Here is a 19,784-nt window from a genome sequence, read left to right as displayed (position 1 = left end):
ATGGGGCGAGCCGGCTGGCGCTCTCTCTGGACCGTGCCGGCTCAAACCCGTCCCGGCCGCTCTTTGCCTCTCATGACCCGGCCAACCCTCACGGCTCGCCCAAAACCCTCGGCCGGGCGAACAAGGCGAAATGCACTGCCGGCACGGCGTGGGCTGACCCGCCGGCCTCACGGCGTGACCTGAGCGATGAACTCCTCGAGGAGATCGTTGGTGGACTTGCCGAGGATTTGATTGGCCGAGATCACAACGACCGGGCCGCCAAAACCATCGGCACGCATCCACTAGTCTAACAAGCAAAGGAGGAAACGGCCGATACATGCTCCGGCGTCAGCGAGCGCCGCACGATGTCCTGAGCGATGAATTCCCGCTCATTGGAAAGCCGAAAGCCCGGCACGAAGCCGGGCGCGGGATGAGGATTGCGATGGAAGGCGTGCGGGACGGCCTCAGGCCGTCCCGCGATAGGCTTCATTCGGCGGCATCGAGCTGTGGTTCGTCGTCGCCGCCGCCGTCCTCCTGCCCTTGGTTGGCGAGGAATTCGGGGAGCGGGCCAGCCTCCGCCTCCTGTTCCATTGGCGCGGCGGTGGCGTCGACAAGACGCAGGAGCTGCGGCAACCAGCCCGAACCATGGAGAAGACGCTCGGCCTCCTTGGCCATGTCGGTCTTCTTCAGGTGATCGATCAATTGCGCCGAGGATTCACCTCGTGCCTCCCGCACCGCCTCCAGAATACGAGGCTTGGTGACGCGGCCGAGATAATTATCGACGGTCGGTCTCCAGCCGGATTGAACCATGTCGAGGCCGACGGCGCGTGCCAGCACATCGGCCTGGCGGAGCCGAGAGCTGAGGCCGTCGGCGGAGACACGGCCCTGATTGTAACGGTTGGCCGGCTCATGGACGGCGTTGACCGCAAATGACGCACAGTGAGCGAACAGGGATGCCTGTGCGGCACCGTCAAGGACCGTGAGCGAATCCCACAGGTCGTTCTCGCTCTTGGGCAGCTGCGCCCTCCAGGACTCGTGCCTGGCCTCAACGGCCTTGGCAGACGCGCTTTCCCTGAGCCCGGGGGCTTGAGCGGGAAAGGTCGGCGTGCGCAGTCCGATCTCCAGACACGTGCCGGACGATCCGTGTCGGTAAAAGGCCGTCAGCACGAAATTGTGCAGCACCGCCTGGAACGCGATTGCCGGATTTTCTGCCAGCGCATCGCGCAATGCCAACGTACGATGCGCCGTCAGTTCGGTGATGAGCCGATCCGGCAATGGCCGTGCCACATCCTCATCGCCTTCCTCCGGCTCGCTCGATTCACCGGCGAGCGAAATCGTCGTGCGCTGAACGGACGCGCCGGGCTCCTGCCCTTCAGTCAAGGTTGTATTGGTGCCCCGCTCGCCTTCGACATCGGCCGCAGGCACCTCGTCCTCCGGTCGGAGATAACCCCGATTGACCGAAAGCCGCCCTTCGCCATCGATGCTGACGAAGACGCCCGCCCTGGCCATCTGGTCCGGCTCGAAGACGTCCGGCCGGTCGTTGAACGCTTCGAGCGTCTGCTCGAGTTCGCCGAGCCGCGCGTCCACCTCGGCGGGCAGTTCGTCAGTGCCTTCAAATCTCGTCTGAAGCGCGTCGTATTCCGCCTGGAGGGCATCGAAGCGCGTCTGCTCCTCGGCGTTGAGAGCTGCCGGGTCTGCGTCGAGCCGACGGAGGCCGTGGTCATGGCCGTAGGGAAAGCTGGCGGCGGTGACCTCGATCCACTTCCAGCCTTCGGCGGCGATCGTCTCGGCATCTGTCCGCAACTTCTCAGCCACGAGACGCTCCAGCAAAGCGACGTCCTCGAGCCAGCCGCCGCCATCTTCTTCGAACAGATCACGCAGCACCTTGCCGCCGGCCGCTTCATAGGCTGCGAGGCCGACAAATCGGACGCGCTTGTCGGATCCCCGCACCGCGCGCTCGGTCAGAAGACGCCTGATCTGATATGGTTCGTCGTAGCCCGACTTGCTGACGTTCTCCCAGACCTGTTCCTGTCGGGCGTGATCGTCGGTAACGGAGAACGCCATCAGCTGTTCGAGCGACATAGCCTCGTCGGCGTAAATGTCGAGCAGCTTCGGGCAAACCGCCGCAAGCCGCAGCCGCTGCTTCACCACGTTGACCGATACGAAGAAGATGGCGGCGATATCCTCCTCGGACCGCCCTTGCTCGTGCAGGGTGTGGAATGCCCGAAACTGGTCGAGGGGATGAAGCGCGACGCGGTGCACGTTCTCGGCGAGCGAGTCCTCTTCCGCGGTGACCTCGCTACCCATGTCACTGACGATGCAAGGGACTGGCGCCGTCTTTGCCAGACGCTTCTGCGCTACCAAAAGCTCAAGCGCGCGATAACGGCGGCCGCCGGCCGGCACCTCGAACATGCCGGTTTCCTGGCCTTCGCCGTCGAGCACGGGCCGGACGTTGAGACTTTGCAGCAGGGAGCGCCGAGCGATGTCCTCGGCGAGATCCTCGATCGAGATGCCGGCTTTGAGCCGCCGTACATTGTTCTGACTCAAGACGAGCTTGCTGAAGGGAATGTCGCGCGACGGCAACAGCTTGATCTTCTGAACGGCCTTTGCCATGTCAGTTTCTCCGAAAACGGGCGGCCGGGAGCCTCTCTCTCGGCCTCCAACCCGTTCGCGAACAGGCCCACCCTCCTCTCGCTCTCGCTTTTCCAGCGAACGATGGCGATGGTTGGCGGCCGCCGCGCTGTCGGAAAACCAGGTCCCGCCCTCGCATCTCCGATCGGATTGAAGCCCAAAACGGCTGGCGCTGGCTGGCACAGGCGAGTCTGTCGACTGCCATGAGCCATTACATTCTGGATGGACGCGAACCTGAATGCACGAACGCGGTTTGGTGGCGGCGATGGTATGAATCAGCCGACCGTGTCGTGGCGCGGACGCGGATAAATCCGGATATCGTCGTCTCAACCGTGTTCGTAGGTCTCGATCTCGGATGCGATCCGGATCGCCCCGTCCTTTTCGAAACCGAGGTCATGGAAGTGGGCGTCGCCTCCGTCGACGCCCGGCAGGAGCGGTACCTGACGTGGGCCGAGGCTGAACGCGGCCACGCAAAGATCGTAAGCGAGTATCGCGGCGCCTGAGCGCGCATCTTTCGTGGCTGCACGCAACCCGCGAGTTCGTCGACGGCGCCGCGACCGGGAGCCGCCGCGGATCGTCGCCCGCGACGGACATGACCGTTTCCGCGAGAGGGCAGCGCGCGAACTCGCGAACCGGCAAAGCGCGGACGGGCCAAGCCGGAGAGCGCAATCTCCGGCTCGGCCGAAACTACGCCACGCGGTCGAGCAACTTCTTGGCCTTGGCCTCCATGTCCAGGCGGACATCCTGGTGCGGCTTGTCGCGCGCGAGCGCGGTGATGCCTTGCACGAAATCGAAGATGCTTTCAGGCGGGCGGCCTTCCTCCACCAGCACCGCGTCGATCACCTTGCCTGCCTCGGCCCTGGAGAAGCCGCGGCGGCGCAGAAACTCGGTGCGATCCTCGTCGCTGCGTGCCACGATCCGCTCGCGGGCGGCTTTGATGCCGTTGACGAAGGGCATCGGTGAGGAGTTGGCGAAGCTTAACAGTGCCGGGGCTGCCTCGTGAGCAAAGCGGGAGGCTGCGTATTTGGAATGGCGGATGGTCATCTCCTCGAAATCTTCCACGCCCCACAGATTGCGATTTTGACAAACCGCACGAAGATAGAAGCTCGCCATGCCGAGCGTCTTCGCACCAACTTCCGAGTTCCAGCAATAGAAGCCCCGGAAATAGAGGTCGGGCGAGCCGTCCCGGAGACGACCGGCTTCGATCGGGTTCAGGTCATCGACCAGAAACAGGAAAACGTCCCTGTCCGATGCATAGAGGGTCGTCGTATCCTTGGAAATATCGACGCGGGGATTGTAGATGCCACTTGACCAGTCGAGCACACCGGGGACCTTCCACCGTGTATCGCCTGTGCCATTGCCAGCGATGCGCTGTACGGCCTCAACCAGCTCGTGGTCGTAGATCCTGCCATAGTCGGGACCGGTGACGGCACGAAGCTCCACCCGGTTATCCTCGGTCTCGAGCGTCTTGATCTGCTCGGCCCGATTGGCAGTCAGGCCATATTGCAGGTTGATGGCTGCGAGGGCCGCGGGGAGCTGCCGCAGGTAGGCAGCCGGAGCGCCAACCTGGCTTGCAAGCTGGCCGAAGCTCCAGTGGGTCGGCGCGACTGGCCTGTCCGAGCCGGGCAGCATCAGGGCCAGGCGCTCGGGATCGGCACTTCTTGCCTCGACATGGATGAGCGCGCTTTCGACCACCCGCGTGCGGCTGCGGTCCGTGCGATCGCGCACCGTGCGGGCCAGGTCGTTGAGCGACAGATAACGTTCATCCGCCGGACGGCAGAACCACTCCGAGGACACCCGACCAACGCGCTCGCCGCGGCTGACATCCACTTTGTAACCGCAGCTGGCGTTGCGGCCGGCATCAACAATCTGCGTATTCATGGGAGCAATCTCCATGACGGGCGCCGGAAGACTCTCCTCCGACCTTCAACCCGTCATGGCCAGGGCCGCTCCCCTCTGCCTCTCCTGTATCGTCAGTCCAACGCCCGCGGCCAAGACCTAACCAGCATCCCCGGCATCCAGTCCCGCCGCAGCTTCCGTCAGGGATGGAAGCCCGCAGGGTGAAAACCCGACGCAAGGCGGGGTTTCAGCGCCAGCCGACAGCCCGGTCCCGCAGGGAGACGGCAATAAACTCAGCCAACGCCTGCAAAGACATCTAACCGGAATCGAAGTCGGCTTGATAAAGCTGCTCGATCTTCGTGACTTCGTCTGGTGTCAACCGGGAGAATTCGTTGTCACGGACGCGCTTTGACAGCCGCCCTTTATTGTGTTGCAACAATCCAGGGAGGCTGTTGAGAGTCCGCTCCGGCATGTCGATCATGCTTTCGACGCCCGGGCGGAATCTATCGAAGCTCCGCAAGAACCGGGCTTCGCTCGGAAGATCCTGTTCGATGGTCATCTGCACGCATGCGTAGAGAAATTCCGCGTGCGGCGTTGCGTCGGAGAAGCGATAGAAGTCAGCTGTATCGTTCAAGACGTTGCCCTGTGGGGTCGGCTCGCCTCAGGCGCGTGACGCGGCATGTAGATGCGCCATTTCCCTTGCTCAAGGATGCGGTGCTTTGTTCCGATGGCCGAAAGCACGCGTGGGACCGGGACAGCTGGCAGGCGTCAATCAGCGCTGCGCAGCTGGGATCGCGACCACTGGCAGCCTCAGATCATGAAAAACGCTCACCGGACCTGAAAACTTTGGTCGCATGGGCTCGATCCGTGAAAAACGTTCCCGATCGTGATTTCCGACCGCAATCTCACGAAAAAGGTTTCCCAAGGAAAAATATGCGGAAGATCCCACAAGCCACGATGCGCGACCCCGCCGGCACCGGGAGCAGGGATGGCGCCATTTGTTGCAGGGGGCGCGGCACCTCAAGCCAAAATGTAATCGTGCTACATAATCGTCGAATATGTAGCACGAAGATAACAAATGCCGACTCCTCATAATCCTCCCGCCGCCGTTCGACGAGCCATTTCGCAAGCTTGGCGCTGACATCCACGACGCCCGCCGACGTCGGCGGCTGCCGATGGCCGTCGTGGCCGAGGCGCGCCTTCACGTCCCGCTCGACCCTGCAAAGAGTCGAAGCCGGCGATACCAATGTCAGCATTGGCATCTATGCCGGCGTCCTTCAGGCGCTTGGTCTGCTCGACGGTCTGAGCCAGATCGCCAACATCAGCAACGATCGTGTCGGACAGGCACTGGCCAGCGCCGAACTGCCCAAGCATGTCCATATCAAACGCAAGCCATCTTCAGGGGGCCTTTCGGACAAACACGAGAGGTCAAGTCGCCCTTCTAGGCCGCATGACGTCCATTGATTGGGTCCGGCCCGCCGCGTTCGAAAGGCCCTGTTCCTTCATCGCCAGCCTCTGCCCCGACGAGCCTTGTCGGATGCACGGCACTCATACGCGCCGAAACCTTCGCTCGGCCGGAAGCGAATGCATCGCGCCAGATCGATCCGTGCATGCGAGTGGCCCATCCAGCGCCGAAGGGATTCTCGCTGGCGCGTGCATAAAAAAGAACCCCGCCCAAGACTGGGCGGGGCCTTGAAGGATCCGCGTCTCACTCGCCGTTCTTGCGCGGCCGCGACCACAGCAGCGTGTAGCCCTCGCCACCTTCGTCGTCGAACAGGTTCGCGTAGATCGGTGCGTTGAAGGAGGGATCGTCGAGCTTGAGCGAGAGGTAATCGCGGCCCTCTTCGGAGCGCTTCGACCAGGCGGCGCCGATCTCGGCCCGGCCCACATAGATGCGGTGGCTCGGAGCGTTGTCGTTGGACCGGTTGGTCTCGGCGACGATACGGACGCCCTTGGCTTGCAGGCTCAGGGTGACGATCTCGCCCTGGAAATCGTTGCCGACCTTCTTGAAGGAACCGATGTTAGCCATGTTACTTCTCCTGTTGTGTTTCGAGCCCGCGACCACCGCGGCCTCGATGGCGATCTAAAGGCCGAGGACGATCGGCGACGCACCCCTCGCGGGCCGGAGCGCAGCGGAGGACGCCGTTGCGGCGACTTTCTTGTCTCGCGAGGAATGGGCGAAAGCCCAGGGGAAGAAAGTCGCATCAACGGCGTTGCGGCTCAGACGATCGAGGCGAAGCCGGTCTTCGGCCAGATCAAGCCATCAAGGAGGCCACGTGCGTCCGCGTGCTGAACCGCAATCTCAAGGAGAAGACTGGCGAATCTCGGTCGAGCTGCACAAGATGTCGGAACGATTCAGCGAAGAGAAAGAAACAATCTGCTGCAAAGGGCGGTATCGTCCATGAAGAACGATCGAGAGCGCGCTACTGCCGCCGCCACTGGTGGGCCGGGCCGAGATCGCCGCAGCCTGTCGAAGCGCATTGATGAGGGCCCCGATTACTTCTCGCTCTCATCACCTTACCCCCGCATTCAATATGTCGATCCAGGCGGACCCGTTCGACCAGAAAGGTACGAAGGATCATCCCTCGTGCGTGGCAGACGTGAGAATTGGTTGAGACGGTTTACTCCCGACGGGCGCGGACAGGGGCGACCTCGGTCTCGATCTCGATGCCGCCGAGATGCGGCTTGGCCCGCGCTGCGCTGTCTTGTGCTCGTAGTCAACCACCGCCGCCAGTACCACGGCGTCTATTACGGCCGCGTACCAACGGCGTCTCGTCAGCAATCGGTGGCGGCAACCAGCGTGCTGGCGGCGGCAGGTAAATACCTGAGCCAGTAATCCTCAATTCTCGAGCGTCAGCGCCAGAACAGCGCAAGCAACAGGATGACTGGAAGCGGGATGCCCAGGAGCCACAATAGCGCGCCTCTGCCGAATGTCATGGTCAATCCTCCTCCTTTCTAGGCATTCAAACCTCAAACAGGTCCGCGGTTCCAACGGATTGGAACTTACGTAGGAAATTGATCTTGAATCCAAAGTTCGTATTTGAGGAGGTAAACATGGCCGCACGCGCGGTACCGCACGCCTTCTTCGCCTGGACTTGGTCACCTGTCCTGGCGGGCGTATTTGCTTCGTTGGTCGTCCAAATCCTATTGACCATGCTGGGTTTTGGCATTGGCCTACTCGCCATCGATACTCCGACGGCCGCGTCCGCGCCTGCTAGCGCCGGCTGGCCTGCCTTCGTCTGGTGGGCCGTTTCGGGCATCATTGCCGCCTTCGTCGGCGGCGCCATCGCAGCCGCCAATTCGCCCGATCAGAGTGGTTTGGGCCGTGTCGGACATGCCTTGGGAGCGTGGGCGGTTGCGACCGTTATCGTAGTAGCGGCAGCCGCGATGATACCTGCTTCGGCTGCCAGCATCGCGGGCAACCTCGCCGGCCCAAGCTATGCGGCGAATGCCCGGATCGCATATTATTCGAGCAACCCGACGCGTGAAACAGTCGGCTCGACGAGCAGGCCGGGAACGCAAGCTCAAATGGAGGAGGCGCGCAAGCACCTCGCCTATACCATGCTTGCCAGTTTCTGCGCGCTTCTGTTGGGCGCCGGCGCTGCCTATGCCGCCGGAATGGCAACCACCGCCCGAGCGGTCGAAGATGCCGCAAGACCGGTTACTTGAGAACGCTTAGCTATCTGGCTCCTGTCCGGCGGGCAAGCCGCCAGATCGCCAAGCGCAGCCACGACGTCTGATTCCTCACCGCTGAACTCGACGAGGAAAAGTCGGCGATACCAAGCCCAACACCGTGGCGCATCGCAAGGGCGTCAACTGCAAGAGCGCAAGCTGAAGGAGGTACACATGAGACGCACGATACTAGCAATCGCGTGCATTTTGCTGGCGACACCAGGACTGGCGCAATCCGTCAGCGAGAAGACCGGCGTCAACTCCGTGCTCGGGGTCAGCCCCTCGACGTCCGATTTCGTCAAGCAGGTCGCGATATCGGACATGTTTGAGATCGAGTCCAGCAAGCTGGCGCAGCAGAAGGGCAACGCGGCGGAGAAAACGTTCGCTTCCCAGATGGTCACAGACCACACCAAGACCAGCACTGAGCTGAAAGGACTTGTCACCAGTGGCAAGGTGAAAACCGAATTGCCCAGCGCTCTCGATTCATCGCATCAAAGCAAGCTCGACAAGCTCAAGGGTGCCAGCGGCAACGACTTCAGCTCCGAGTTCAATTCGATGCAGGTCAGCGCCCATAAGGATGCCGTCGACCTGTTCGAGCGTTATGCCAAGGGCGGCGACAATGCGGATCTGAAGAATTGGGCCGGCAAGACCCTGCCGGCGCTCAAGCATCACCTTGAGGTGGCGCAGGATCTCGACAAGAAGCCCGCATCTACGGTCGGCGAGGGCAAAAAGTAGCAAAAAAGGGAACCGCTGGCAGGCGGTTCCCGCTGCGCTGATGCCAAGGTGGCTCCATTGTAAAGGCTGCAGACATTTGGGGCAGCAGCTACGTCGATGCCGCCATTGGCACTGGGACATACTGTCAAGCTGGGAAGCGCGCTCATGTCACAGCGGTTTGTTGCCCACCCGCCCGAGAGCGGCAAGCGGGGCCGAAGATCTTCGGCCACTTCCAGTACGATGCCAAGCGGATGCAATCCGGGCGGGGCGCCGCCCAGACAGAGGAAGATGACACAGCCATTCAATGCGCGAGCCACGGGGCCGGCCAACGAGCGGCCCGGCTGATTTCTACGCTGCCTTGCGATTGATCGCGGCTTCCGCCAGCTTGTTTAGCGCGGCGTCGGTTTTCTTTTCCTCCTCAAGGGTCTGCTCAAGGAGCTGGACCGCCGGCTTCATGCCCAGTTGTCCAGCCCAGGCAATCAACGTGCCGTAGCGCGATATTTCGTAATGCTCGACGGCCTGAGCACCCGAGAGAAGGCCGGCATCCAGCGCCGGAGAATCTTCGAAATCCTCCATCACTTCCTCGCCCTCCTCGACCAGCCCGAGGATAGCGGGGCAGGTTTTGCCCTTGGGGGCCTGTTTCATCATTTTGAAAACTTGCTGCAGACGCTGGACTTGTCCCTCCGTCTCGCCGGCATGCTTTTCAAATGCTGCGCGCAGTTGGTCAGACTTCGCGGCCTTTGCCATTTTTGGCAACGCAACGAGTATTTTCCTTTCGGCGTAGTACATGTCCTTGAGCGTCTCCAGGAAGAGGTCTTCAAGTGTTTTATTCCGGCCCGGCATGGCTTCCTCCTCAGTTGTGATGCGAGCCAACAGCGCCTTTCCTCAAAGGTTCCACGAGTGACGTGCTGAAGGTCAGCACCCCCTTTCGGGTGCAGGCCATGGATGATCTGCAGCAGCCCCACGCCCTCGCACACGGCGCCCCCTTCTCGAAACAGCGTAGCTGAATGGCGTGTGGGATTTCGTCTGCGCCCCAATTGCAATAGCGCCTTGTAAATCAACCTATCGTTCCGAATACATCCGCTGCCAGCAGGAAGGACCGATGCCGTTTTGGGAGCGACAAGCGTCGAAAGAAACTCGGCCATGAGATCGCGCTTCCTCATTACGGACTGAAGAAACAGTGCCAACCATCCAACGATCCTATCGAGTTCGCGAATTCGCGGAGCCGCTTGCCTGTTGCACTGTCCGCATCGATCGCATTTTGCGGCGCACGTACCAAGCCAGCACCGCGATAGTCAGCCAGGCGAGGGACGCCCCGATGAAAGCGGCGGGGATGTTGCTGCGCAAGATCAGCGTCGAAAAACCGGCCGCAAAGGCCAGCATGCCAAGCGCGCCGAGCGCAGCGCCGGCGGCATCGACGGCGGCCGCCATTTGCCCGCGGCGCTCGCCGGCGAGACCCGCTTCGCGCTTGCGGCGGATTTCGTGCTTCTCAATCAGCGTCGCGCTCGCGCAGAAAATGGCTGGAAGAGCAAGAAAAACGCCACCGATCGCTGCTCCATAGCGGCTGCTGACGAGGCCGGTAAAAACGGTCGCGGCGCCGCCGAGCACGAAGCGGACAAGATATTCGTACCAACGGCCTTGCTTGAGAGATGACGGCGAAAAGCGAATCGGGCTCACGTCTGACCTTCGGTGAAGCTGAGCAACCCGAAGGCCGCGACCAGCCAAATGACCAGTGACAGCAACGTGGCCGTCAACGCTCGCAGCTTTGTGCGGACAAGCAGATGGCAGACGACGACACTGTAAATGGCAAGCGCAATCGCTCCCGCACTCATGGCCTGGGCTTGCAAGGCGGCGTAGTTGACCCCGTGCTGATACAGCGCAATTCCGAGCGTGGCGAGTGCTACCGACGGCGCCGCTCCGAACAGGCCTGCGAAGCTCTTTGGACGCAGAACATCTCCCAGCATCGCGAAGGCCGATACGACGGCGCCGCCGAGGAGGAAGCGGATGACGTACTCGGTCATTTGGATTTCTTCCAGAGTTTCAAGAGCGGCCCGCCGGTCCCATAGACCGGATCCTTACGCGGCGCCGACACCTTCGGGATGGCTTTAAGCGCCCCCCGACGGTGTTCGGCGCTTGTGCACTCGTCGTACGTGCCAGTCGGCGGGTATGCCCCGACGACAAGGAACTTATCGTCCGCGGAAAGGCACTGATGACCTGTGCCGGCGGGAAGAACCGCGATGTCTCCAGCCTTCAGCGTGAAGATCCTGCCCTTGTTGCCGCCGAACCGAACGCGGCCCTTGCCGCTCGCGATGCCGAGCGCCTCATGGATCCTGGAGTGATAATGCACATAGCTGTAAATGCCATCCCGCCAGCTGTCTCCCCAGCCGTTCGCTTCAAATAGGTCTTCGATCACGGCCGCAGCGTCCAGGCTCTCATCGAAAGCGACGGCGTTTCGATAGATAATGAGCGGCCATCGCGGATGGTTCGGGATGAGACCGTCGTCCTTAAAGCGAACCGTGTGAGGCTTTCGCGCTCGCGCGAAATCCATCGCCTTCCGCTTGCCGGGGCGCTTCAGACCGGTTGCGCGCTCATGTATCCCTTCAGGTCTTCAAGAGTCGGCATGATCATCCTCCGTCGAAATTCCATTCGGGTAGCCGGTCCATAGCCTGAGGCCCCGTTCAAGAACCGCACCGAGCGCGAAGCCGGCAACGACATCGCTCGCCCAATGGGCAAGGATCACGATCCGGGTGAGCGACAGCCCGACCGCAATCGCGCGGATCGCCCGCCGGAGACCGGCGGGCAACTCGCTCGCCGCCGATGCTAGCGCGCCCATGTGCAGCGCATGGCCTGAGGGAAAAGCATCTTTTCGTTTTCCGGAAAGCGGGATGCCATGGACATGCCCGATTACCGTTCGACGGTCTGGCCGGGTTTGATCGAACACTGGTTTTGAACCATGGGGCAGCAGGGTCGCCCCGACTGTCACGAGCAGAGCATGGTTGCCCGCTCGCCGCAGCGGCGCCTCACGCCCACGGGAAGCAAGCCAGCCGGCGGCTGCCAGGACCAGAAGAACCTTCTCGTCGGCGCCCCAGGTCAGGGCGCGCGCCACCTGCCCCGGAGCAGGCGCCGTGTTGCCCGCTATAGAACGCGCGATGACGACATCCGGTTTAGTCGGTCGGACAGTAACTGAAGCGCTTGGCCTGTGGCCCAGGCGCCTTGGCGAAAATCTAGCTATCTGGAACATGTCGCAAAGATCGGAAAGGTAAGTACCTTTCCCAACGCTCCACGCGCCGCCAAGGTCCTCTGTCAAATCCAGACGTCCAAACGGCGAAGCCTAACAGTGAATTTTGCGGGCGGGAATTCTACGCCAATAGGAACAAACGACCTACAGCCCGCCTTCGCCGCTTTTCTCCGGCTTCGGCGGAAGCCGCGGAAATGGACAGGACCCGACGGGATCACGAGGAGAAGGCGGGTGCCCTCGAGGCCGAGCGCGCGGCATTGGAAGAGCGCATCGAGGCCAAAGACAGGCGCTGGGAGAAAGCAGACCTCAAGTCGGCTCTTCGCCCGCGGGAGAAGTTCACTCCGCCTTTGGTATGCGTCACTTGCCGCACTTTGTGCAGCAGCCCGGAAAAGCTTGCGGATGCGGCCTTCCACCTCTCACGCACCTCGGCGCACACCTCGTTTGCCCGGTGCCGCTCGGTCTCTCACCGTCGCTACTCGTTCTAGCTCCTGCGCAGCCTTGCGGGTTTCCTTGCCGCTGATCCCAGGAGCGTTCGCTTCTTCGGCTTCGCCCAAGATCCGCTCGCCCCCGCCGGCGCCTCCGCCCCCGCCGAGATCTGCCGGCGAGGCGAGAGGCGAAGCGAAGCGGAAGTCACGGCGACGATCTGCAAATTAGCCAAAGACTTTCCTCGCATGAGGCAACATAATTCGGGCCCGGTAAAACAGTTGCGAGGTCGCGAATCTTGCTGCTGTCTCCAGCTAAACACCTAGCCTCGAGTTGGCAGAGTTGACGTCTGCTGACGGGTCGGGCAGGTCACATCCATCAGCCGCGCAAAACCTACCCTAACATCTTCCTTCTCATCTGATTGCCAGACCAAATTCCGTGTCTGCGGCCGCTTTTTCAGCATCGTTCCGCAATCACCTTCGCGCATCACGTAGGACAGGGCGAGTGTCACGATCACTTTTGAGGAAATCGGGTTCACTGATTGCGGAGATAGGGCGCCGATAACTTTGCGGATCAGCGGATCGTCGCGACGTTATCCCAAGTGAGGCGCCAAGGAGCGTACCTCTAGTCGAGGACCAAAACTGCAGAAATTGCTTGAACCTCACGTTGCGTCAGGGCGTAGACTTGAAACTGTCGGTCACCTTTCAGCAAATTTTTGAGACGGATGTAGCACAAAATGGAGTCATCGAATACCTGTGCGATCGTGAATGCTCCTCAACGGATGCACGGTTAAGACAGGCCCTTCTTGGATCTGCATTCGTGAGCAGAGTACCGCAAGGTCACGCGTCGATACGGATGTATTGTACCGCCACACATGAGATGGTCACTTCGCGAATTCACCCCAAATCTCCTAAACGATGACCACATACGAGAGATACTGAAGCAGCACCATTCGTACTCTCAGAGTCGCGAACGGCGCAAGCGGGCGGCGCGGCGTTATGCCAATCATCGTTCTGTCACAAGCAAATCAATACAGGAGACATGTATGAACCTAGTGAAGACAACCGTAATCGCATGCGGCCTTTCGGCTTTCCTTGCATACCCCGTCATTGCACAGGGTCTTGCCGCTGATGCCAAGGCTCGCAAAGGCATGCAAACTACGAGCATTCAGAGCGGCATGAGCGACGATGAGGACTCGTCGCCAAAGCTCAGGACACCGGGCGCAAAACTGGGTAGGAAGTCGATCAAGGGCGCAAAGAAACCCCGGCGGCAACCGCAGGACAAGGAGACACTTGATGAATTCCCGACCAGCAATACGCCAATAAGTGACAAGCGGCACTGACGCGAAGCCCGGTCCGGACAAACCTTCGGTCGCGCGCCGCGGCCGGAGGTTCAGCTCACATCTAGGCCGGCTATCGACGTTGCAAATGACGGGGCACGCACGTCGATTGGGACTGCCAGATCTTGATCACTGGCTTCTTGCATAAGGCCCGATATCCTGCGGTCTCGTACGACCGCGTCGGGTTACTGACATGCATGTCCGGAAGCGCCCAGGCAGGTAGCTGACGTGGCCTGAAAAGGGAGCACGTCTTTTCCATCGTTCTACTTTGTCTGGCACGCTGATTGCTGAGCCACGCATGGCCTGGTTGCTCAATGACGGCCCTCGTGAGGACCAAGCCGCTTCGTAGCGCAAGTGCGGGCGGCACGCTTTTCCGTGGTGTCGTCCCAGGCGCCGCGCTTCTTGAGCTCATGGTCTACCTGTGAAGAGGCTGCGCACCTGACTGTCTGGCACGCGAGTTGCTGGGAGACGTCTGGGCTTGGCTCCTCAGACATTCGCGCCCCCAAGAGAGGGCCAAGCCTCCACCCAGACTAGCGCGGGTGGTCCCCCCAAGCCGCCCGCGCGCATTTGCTTCAGCCGGAGGTGTTGCGAGATCGGCCGTGCGCACCGCGGAGATCATTGTCACGATCGTGGATAGACCTTGAAGCCCCCCATCGCGGTTCTCATAAGCCAACCAGTCGCGGTCGCTTAGGTCGCTCCGCGAACAGGCCAAGTTGGTTTGCGGATTCGGCGCTCACCTACGACAAAGACGGGTTTGACGACGACGCTGCTGAAATGTGAAGGGGTTAGATGAGTCCGCAAAGGCGCATAATACGTCTTCAGCAAACGGCGGCGGCATCGGCTCAGTCTTACCCGCATGGGGTACGACCAAATGCCCGGCGGCGGTATTCCGCGCAGGTGGACGTCATGCAACAAGTTGAGAGAGCTTTGGTTTGCTGAATCGCGATAGACTGCACAGATCAGTGAAATTACCCCTCGTCCGCTTCCCACGGTGCGCATCTGGTCTCCGAAAGCGACATCGAACTTGCTCTTGACTTCGTCCGGGCTCGGGCCGCGGGACCAGTCGAGGGCATTTTTGGGCCGGGCTCGATGACGTGGCGGATCGACCGGGAAGCCATCACCTTTTTGGGCGCCGGCCGCGCCTTGCTGCTTCAGCTGGCGCATCCCTGGGTCGCCGCGGCCGTCCTCGAGCACTCGTGGAGCTTTGCGGATCCGATCGGTCGCTTCCATCGAACTTTTAATGTGGTGTTTACGATGGTGTTCGGCTCGCTCGACGCGGCCCTTACCGCTGCCCGGCACCTGCACCATCGCCATACCATGATCGTCGGCCGTCTGCCCGAAGCAATCGGTCGGTTCGAGAGCGGCTCGCCCTACCGCGCCAACGAGGTCGCAGCGTTGCGCTGGGTTCACGCGACGCTCGTCGACACCGCTCTGACCGTCCACGACCTGATCCTACCGCCATTCTCCGTCGAAGAGCGCGAACGCTATTGGGCCGAAAGTCGGCTGTTTGGGGCGTTGTTCGGGCTGACGTCGAGCGACTTACCGCCGGATTGGGACTCATTTGCGGCCTACACAGCGGGGATGATGCAATCGGATACATTGTCGGTCAGCACCGCCGCGCGCGAGGTGGCCCGACAGATATTCACCGGTTCACGACCATGGTTGCGTCCGCCGCGCTGGTACCAAACCCTCAGTGCGGAGCTGCTGCCGGACCGATTGCGCACCGGCTACGGATTTGACTTTGACGAACGCGACAGGAGGGCCTCAGAGCGTGCCGTCGCGCGGATACGACGCATCTATCCCAAAATACCGACCCAGCTTCGCTACGTCGGCCCTTACCAGGAAGCTCAAGCGCGACTGCACGGAAGGCGGCAGCTGGGCTGGACAACGCGGTGCCTTAACAGGGCCTGGATAGGGCGCCCCCAGTTGGACGACCGCTGGAACAGTTGAAGCTCTCCGACAGCCGCGGACGTTCGGATGCGGCCGATCGCCGCCTGCCGCGATCCCAACCTTACCGGATCGAAATCGGACTTCTCGTCCCAACAACGGTGGGTTCGCGCGAATGCTCGCAGCTTTGAAGTGATATCCGGTCCTGAGCCGGCCCCTGACTTTGGATTTGTCCGGTTGGGCGATGGATGGCAACGGGAGCTGGCGCGGAGCGCTCCGCATAGCGCACGCCAGATCCCGGAGCGGTTGGCAGTTGAAGGCGAACTCGGGGGCGTCTACCATCCGGACTGCGAGTGTGGTCGTGCATCCGGCGAGCCCTCGAGGAAGAGTTTGCAGCAGCGCCCAGCTGTGAAGCTCAAGCTAAATGACCTCAAAGTACCGCCGACGTTCAAAGTCGGTGACCCGATGTTGAACGGCTTCCCATTCCCAACGGCGGGAGCAAGAAAAGGCTTCAACAAACCTTTCTCCGAAGACATCAATGGCTGCCGGAGATTGTGCAAACCGGTATGTTGCCTCTGACAGACTTTGAGGAAATCTCCCGGATGGAAGGCCGATCTCCGCGCCTGCATCGCCGACGGTCGAAGCCGGGAGCGCCGCATTTGTCTCGATACCCAATATGCCCGAGCCGATGGCGGATGCGAGAGCGAGGTATGGGTTCACGTCTGCCCCAGGCAGCCTGTATTCGAGGCGATGTGCAGACGGCCCTCCCGGGATGACCCGTACCGCGCAGGAGCGATTGTCAACTCCCCAGCTCGGGCAAACTGGAGCCCAGCAGCCAGGTACCAATCTCTTGTAGCTATTGAAATTCGGTACAGCGAGCACCGAGAAATCATTCATGTATTTTAGTTGTCCGCCGATGAACTGGCTCATCAGCTTCGAGACGTTGCGGACTGCTCCACTATCGTAAAACGCATTCTGACCATCTGAGGACACCGAGATATGAATGTGACCGGATTGGCCCGGCCATTTCTCGGAAATCTTAGCCATAAATGTAGCCATCAGGCCTCGCGTCTGCGCCCAGGCCTTTATCATCGACTTGAAGATGATTGCTCGATCAGCAGCCTCCAGGGCATCACAATGGCGAAGTGACGCTTCAATCGCGCCGGGCCCCGATTCAAAGTGCAGCCCGCTGAGAGGTATTCTGGCCTTCTCGCAAAGCGCCAAAATCTCACCGAACAGCTCCTGGTGCGCGACAGAACGCGCTATCGAGTAACCGAACGGACCACGCGTCAAAGGAGCCCACTCGCCGAACGGCTTGTCTTGAATTGTGTCGGCACTCTCCTTGAACAGCATGAACTCAAACTCGAACCCGACGGTACAGCCATATCCGTGGTCAGCAACTCTTTTCAGTACTTTACGCAGAATACCTCGCGGGCAAATGTCCGCATGCCGGCCTCCAAACTCGGCGAGGTAGAGATACAGATCGCCAACGTGGGAAACCGAACGGCCGCTGCCTGATAGAACACGCAGATCGGCGTCTCCGAACGCTGATAGCGGCTTTTGCGTGAACCCCGCCGGAATGACCTGGTCGGAACAGTCCCATGCGAGCACCGCTTCGGAGAACTTAATGACTTTATCCTCATCCAGGAAATCCTTATCCAGGGCGTGCTTGCCTCGAAGGATGCCGTCGAAATCACTCACGCCAATCATGGCCGTACGGCCTGACTTTGCACAAGCCCCCCGAGCGTCCGTCATCGGTTTGATTCCTGCGCGACCAAATCGAACACCTGGTCCATCCGCATCGCACGCAGTCGGCGATAGTCATCCTCGAGCTGGATCAGGTCGTTATTCACCAGGTACACAATGCCTGGCGTCGACGCCAAGTCGATCGTCGGAACCAGTTCTTGACCTATCGGAACGAATGCAATGGCATCCGCGAAGCTCGGGAGCTTGCGGATTTCATCGAGTCCGGAATAACCCGTCACAACGCCGCCCATGTCGGAAATCAGCGAGACACACAGTGCATGAGCCTGCCGCTTGTAGACCCCGCGTCGCCTCATATACTCAGCAAAGCCTTTGGGATCTGCGTAGCGCCAAGCCGTGAGCGTCAAATGGTTATGGCCCAAAGCCATCGTCCGAGCTTTCGCCGACATGGTTCCTTGCAGCCTCGCTCCGAAGTCGACCAAAACCGGTCCCCGATCATCAACGATGATCTCGGCATGAGCGGGCCCGTCGGCGATCCGAAGCGCCTGCAACGCACGAACAAGATAGTCGGACAGCTCCTGAACGATTGGCTCCTTACCACCCAACAACCGCTCGAGTGAGCAGACCGACGACGCGCCCTCGACGGGCACGGTGTCATAGGTCCAGGCCTCCGTGACGAACGCATCTCCGTCGATCGAGACGGCATTTACGGTATATTGCTGGCCGTTTATCTTTTCCTGCGCAAGCGCCAGTTTATTGAGCGCTCCGACCCGGTTCGTCTTGCCGACGATGGCGGTCACAGCGCGCTGAACATCCGTATCGGTCGAGCAAAAGAACACGTCTTCCGTTCCTGTGCTGTTCAGCGGCTTGATCACGACCTCTTCGAAGCTCTCTTCACGCTTCCAGCTTGTGATCTCTCCAGCATTGTCGGACACCAATTGTCTGATCGATCGCACACCTGCCGAGGCCAACGCTTCGCAAAGGCGCGATTTGTCGCGCCGGGCGGCTGAAAGGGCGGTCCCATTTGAGGGTAGGCCCAGCCGCTCCGAGATGGAATCGGCCAGCTCAACTCCGGTCTCGCACCCCGCTATGACGAACTCCAGCTCCCTGCCATGGAGAGCCTTAAGGTGATATTCGACGATCTCCTCGTACCCCATGTGCTCGGGCGGACGAATGACTTCATCATACAGATCCGTATTGAAATGGGATTGGAAGATGGCTGGAATCTGTGCAGCCGACATCACATGCACTGTTCCAATTCCATACTGCTTGAATTCTTCCGGCAGAAATCGGCCAGTCGAATATGCGTCGACGATTACACAATTCCGTTCGTTCATGCGGACCTCCGGTACTGCAAGCAGACGTTGCCGACGGCGACAGCCGTAATAAGAACATTTCCAACGAACGTATGTGGCGACGGCACGATGCGAGAATCAAAGTACTGAAACAGGAACGTGACGACAGGAGCGGTGGACAGGACCATGTTGACCGTGAAGGGCTCTACGCGACGAATGCCCTCCTGGATCAGGAGCAAAGGAATAACGATCGTGGATAGCCCAATCGTTGCGATCGCAAGCCAATGCTGCGAGATCTCGAGCGCGATGGAGGAATGGTCGACCAGTCCCAGCAGCAAAAGGATCGTGCCGTAAAACCGATGCGCCAACACTTGTCGACCAGAAAATCCGCGGTCGAACAAAAGCTTGACGAGTATGTTCGTCAGGGCGAGCGACAGGCCGGCCACGATCGCCAAGATGATACCGAAGGACGATCGAGCTCCCCATGCCACACCAGCGTTGCCGGTTGCCGAGATCCAAATCATATAACCACCGATCGCCGCGATCGCGACGCTCACGACGATATCGGATGCCGGAGGGACGCCCTGCCGCCTGATCAGCGCGTTCAACCACACCGTTGCGGCGGGTCCTAACGCCACCATAAAGGCGACGACGATCGCAGGCTCGGCGTATTTCAGGGCGATAAACAACCCGATCCAGCTGATCGCGGTCACGATATTGAGCGAGACAAAAACCAGGAGCGCCGACTTGGCGGCCCGGGCCTTTCCTCCCTCGTGACCAGCCAGGAGATTGAATGTCAGACACACCGCGGCAAAGGACACAAGGAGAGCAACGAACACGTCCGCCTGCTGAAAATACGATGCCGCATAAACCTCGCCTGCTGCGCTCAGGACAACATAAAGCGCCACAAAGAGAACTCCCAAAGCAAAGCGTCCTGTCAATCGACCGCCCTTCCCCTGCCGGTGGCGCGGCGCAGCGCGCCCCCCGAACCATGCTCGTGCATCGATTCCCAGAGACTCGTCTTTCGACCTGGGCGGACCGCGCTTGGTTTGAAACGTCACAA

At 60.7% G+C, this 19,784-nt stretch carries 17 protein-coding genes and 1 pseudogene; 6 read left to right on the top strand and 12 right to left on the bottom strand.

What is annotated here, in order from left to right; genetic code table 11:
* Positions 1-465: 465 nt before the first annotated feature.
* Positions 466-2,592 carry a ParB/RepB/Spo0J family partition protein gene (locus tag J6525_RS23255; RefSeq protein ID WP_225646467.1) on the bottom strand — a complete coding sequence of 709 codons (2,127 nt, stop codon included), beginning with the start codon at positions 2,590-2,592 and terminating at the stop codon, positions 466-468.
* A gap of 221 nt (positions 2,593-2,813) precedes the next feature.
* On the opposite strand from J6525_RS23255, the gene J6525_RS23250 reads away from it, so the two are divergent.
* Complete coding sequence (locus J6525_RS23250; protein WP_225646450.1) at positions 2,814-3,113, top strand: hypothetical protein; 300 nt, start codon at positions 2,814-2,816, stop codon at positions 3,111-3,113.
* Positions 3,114-3,297: 184 nt separating this feature from the next.
* Here the strand turns inward: J6525_RS23250 and J6525_RS23245 are convergent, their stop codons facing one another.
* Positions 3,298-4,491, bottom strand: a complete 1,194-nt coding sequence (locus J6525_RS23245; protein ID WP_225646449.1) for a DUF932 domain-containing protein — start codon at positions 4,489-4,491, stop codon at positions 3,298-3,300.
* A gap of 274 nt (positions 4,492-4,765) precedes the next feature.
* Complete coding sequence (locus J6525_RS23240; protein WP_225646448.1) at positions 4,766-5,083, bottom strand: hypothetical protein; 318 nt, start codon at positions 5,081-5,083, stop codon at positions 4,766-4,768.
* A 444-nt stretch (positions 5,084-5,527) separates the two neighbouring features.
* Here J6525_RS23240 and J6525_RS23235 point away from each other — a divergent pair.
* A pseudogene (locus J6525_RS23235) lies at positions 5,528-5,913 on the top strand (helix-turn-helix domain-containing protein).
* A gap of 244 nt (positions 5,914-6,157) precedes the next feature.
* Here the strand turns inward: J6525_RS23235 and J6525_RS23230 are convergent.
* Positions 6,158-6,478, bottom strand: a complete 321-nt coding sequence (locus J6525_RS23230) for a DUF736 domain-containing protein (protein ID WP_018454792.1) — start codon at positions 6,476-6,478, stop codon at positions 6,158-6,160.
* Positions 6,479-7,470: 992 nt separating this feature from the next.
* Here J6525_RS23230 and J6525_RS23225 point away from each other — a divergent pair.
* Positions 7,471-8,118 carry a hypothetical protein gene (locus J6525_RS23225; RefSeq protein WP_225646447.1) on the top strand — a complete coding sequence of 216 codons (648 nt, stop codon included), beginning with the start codon at positions 7,471-7,473 and terminating at the stop codon, positions 8,116-8,118.
* 177 nt (positions 8,119-8,295) lie between these two features.
* Positions 8,296-8,856: a DUF4142 domain-containing protein gene (locus J6525_RS23220; RefSeq protein ID WP_225646446.1), complete on the top strand. Its 561-nt coding sequence runs from the start codon at positions 8,296-8,298 to the stop codon at positions 8,854-8,856.
* Positions 8,857-9,183: 327 nt separating this feature from the next.
* On the opposite strand, the gene J6525_RS23215 is transcribed toward J6525_RS23220, so the two are convergent.
* The 5 genes from J6525_RS23215 to J6525_RS23195 form a co-directional block, all read right to left on the bottom strand.
* Entirely contained in the window at positions 9,184-9,678 is a 495-nt protein-coding gene (locus tag J6525_RS23215) for a YciE/YciF ferroxidase family protein (protein WP_225646466.1), read from the bottom strand.
* Positions 9,679-10,035: 357 nt separating this feature from the next.
* Positions 10,036-10,512, bottom strand: coding sequence for a DUF3147 family protein (locus tag J6525_RS23210; RefSeq protein WP_225646445.1), 477 nt, complete (start codon positions 10,510-10,512; stop codon positions 10,036-10,038).
* Positions 10,509-10,856 (bottom strand): DUF3147 family protein, encoded by a 348-nt coding sequence (locus tag J6525_RS23205; RefSeq protein WP_225646444.1) that lies wholly within the window; start codon positions 10,854-10,856, stop codon positions 10,509-10,511. The genes J6525_RS23210 and J6525_RS23205 overlap by 4 nt, the downstream gene beginning before the upstream one ends.
* Complete coding sequence (locus J6525_RS23200; RefSeq protein ID WP_225646443.1) at positions 10,853-11,383, bottom strand: cupin domain-containing protein; 531 nt, start codon at positions 11,381-11,383, stop codon at positions 10,853-10,855. Before J6525_RS23200 ends, J6525_RS23205 begins: the two co-directional genes overlap by 4 nt.
* A gap of 60 nt (positions 11,384-11,443) precedes the next feature.
* A complete protein-coding gene (locus tag J6525_RS23195) occupies positions 11,444-11,941 on the bottom strand; it encodes a phosphatase PAP2 family protein (protein WP_376708547.1) in 498 nt (165 codons plus the stop codon).
* 1,600 nt (positions 11,942-13,541) lie between these two features.
* Here J6525_RS23195 and J6525_RS23190 point away from each other — a divergent pair.
* The gene (locus J6525_RS23190) at positions 13,542-13,838 is read left to right on the top strand and encodes a hypothetical protein (protein WP_225646441.1); all 297 of its coding nucleotides are present in this window, start codon (positions 13,542-13,544) and stop codon (positions 13,836-13,838) included.
* Positions 13,839-14,834: 996 nt separating this feature from the next.
* The gene (locus J6525_RS23185; protein ID WP_225646465.1) at positions 14,835-15,785 is read left to right on the top strand and encodes an oxygenase MpaB family protein; all 951 of its coding nucleotides are present in this window, start codon (positions 14,835-14,837) and stop codon (positions 15,783-15,785) included.
* 357 nt (positions 15,786-16,142) lie between these two features.
* On the opposite strand, the gene J6525_RS23180 is transcribed toward J6525_RS23185, so the two are convergent.
* The 3 genes from J6525_RS23180 to J6525_RS23170 are packed head-to-tail and all read right to left on the bottom strand — an operon-like array spanning position 16,143 to position 19,629.
* Positions 16,143-17,477 (bottom strand): glutamine synthetase family protein, encoded by a 1,335-nt coding sequence (locus tag J6525_RS23180; protein WP_225646440.1) that lies wholly within the window; start codon positions 17,475-17,477, stop codon positions 16,143-16,145.
* A complete protein-coding gene (locus J6525_RS23175; RefSeq protein ID WP_225646439.1) occupies positions 17,474-18,763 on the bottom strand; it encodes an ATP-grasp domain-containing protein in 1,290 nt (429 codons plus the stop codon). The genes J6525_RS23180 and J6525_RS23175 overlap by 4 nt, the downstream gene beginning before the upstream one ends.
* Entirely contained in the window at positions 18,760-19,629 is an 870-nt protein-coding gene (locus tag J6525_RS23170; RefSeq protein ID WP_225646438.1) for an EamA family transporter, read from the bottom strand. The genes J6525_RS23175 and J6525_RS23170 overlap by 4 nt, the downstream gene beginning before the upstream one ends.
* Positions 19,630-19,784 lie beyond the last annotated feature (155 nt).

Source organism: Bradyrhizobium australafricanum, assembly GCF_020329495.1.
Taxonomy (GTDB): Bacteria; Pseudomonadota; Alphaproteobacteria; order Rhizobiales; family Xanthobacteraceae; genus Bradyrhizobium; species Bradyrhizobium australafricanum.
This window is presented reverse-complemented; position numbering and strand designations above follow the sequence as displayed.